We start from the raw sequence: 1,258 nt of genomic DNA on the forward strand, positions 1-1,258 counted from the left end.
TGTAGTGGTCAACTGATATTGGCCACGTTCCTAGAGTTTAACCAGAACAATCGTTCTGATTCATTGGGAGTCAAACCACCGTTGTATTGGTGCGGGCGGAGTTGGCAATAATACCCAATAATGTATCGAGTAATTTCTTGTTGTGCCTCTGCAAAGCTCCGATAACCTACTGTAGGTATCCATTCCGTCTTCAAGCTTCTAAAGAAGCGTTCCATTGGTGCATTATCCCAGCAATTTCCTCGTCGAGATAAGCTTTGCTTGATCTGAAAGCGCCACAGTAATTGCCGATAACTTCGGCTTGTATAATGACTGCCTTGATCGCTGTGAAACATGACGCCCTGTGGTTTACCACGAGACTCATAAGCCATGGCAAGAGCCTTACGAGTTAATCGACTATCGGGCGATAATGACATTGCCCAACCAATCGTTTTTCTAGCGAACAGGTCTAAAACTACGGCTAAGTACATCCAACGATAGCCAGTCCAAACATAAGTAACGTCACCAACCCAAACTCTGTTTGGCTCCGTAACTGCAAACTGGCGGCCTAAGAGGTTTGGGATCTCAATATGTTCTTGTGATGCTTTACGATACCTGTGTTTTGGCACTTGGCAGCTCACTAGACCAAGGGCTTTCATGAACTTCGTTGCTCTGTAGCGACTCAGGTTAGTTCCCTGACTCGTTATTATGTCAGCAATGGTTCTCGCTCCCGCAGAACCGTTGCTTGCGGCATGTGCCTCGCTAACTAAACTACGGAGCTTTGCTGTTTCGGCATCAATTTCTACTGGACGTTTTCGCCAGTAGTTATAACTGCTTCGATGAACATTGAACACTTCACATAATATTTTTACGCTGTGGCTCTGCTTGAGTTTCTTGATTATCAAGAATTGTTCAGTGAGTCCGACATCAACAGAGCCGTGGCTTTTTTTAATATTTCATTATGCTCTTCAAGGCGAGCTAACTTCTTTTTTAATTCACGTATTTCAATTTGCTCAGGCGTCATCGGCGATGCTTTAGGTGCTTTCCCCTGACGTTCCTCTTTTAGTTGGCGAACCCACTTATCCATCGTGGACTTCCCAACATTCATAGCTTGAGCAGCCTCTGTCACAGAGTGGTTCTGATCTAGAACCAGTTGTGCCGCTTCTAATTTGAATTCAGCGCTAAATAGTCTTCTTGTACGTTTTGTCATAGTGTCACCTGTTAACTTATGAGGTGATGATATCACCTCTAACTAAGTGACCAAATTCAGCGTACCACTACA

The 1,258-nt window shown here is 44.4% G+C and carries 1 protein-coding gene; it reads right to left on the reverse strand.

Annotated elements, in window-relative coordinates; genetic code table 11:
- Window positions 1-8: 8 nt before the first annotated feature.
- Window positions 9-1,186 (reverse strand): IS3 family transposase gene (locus AB4585_RS21715; protein WP_102420178.1). Its coding sequence is split into 2 segments (ribosomal slippage): window positions 9-928 and window positions 928-1,186, totalling 1,179 coding nucleotides; the frame shifts between segments, so codons are not numbered across the junction.
- Between the last annotated feature and the right edge of the window lie 72 nt (window positions 1,187-1,258).

The organism is Vibrio sp. 10N.222.49.C9, from assembly GCF_041474985.1.
GTDB lineage: Bacteria > Pseudomonadota > Gammaproteobacteria > Enterobacterales > Vibrionaceae > Vibrio > Vibrio crassostreae_C.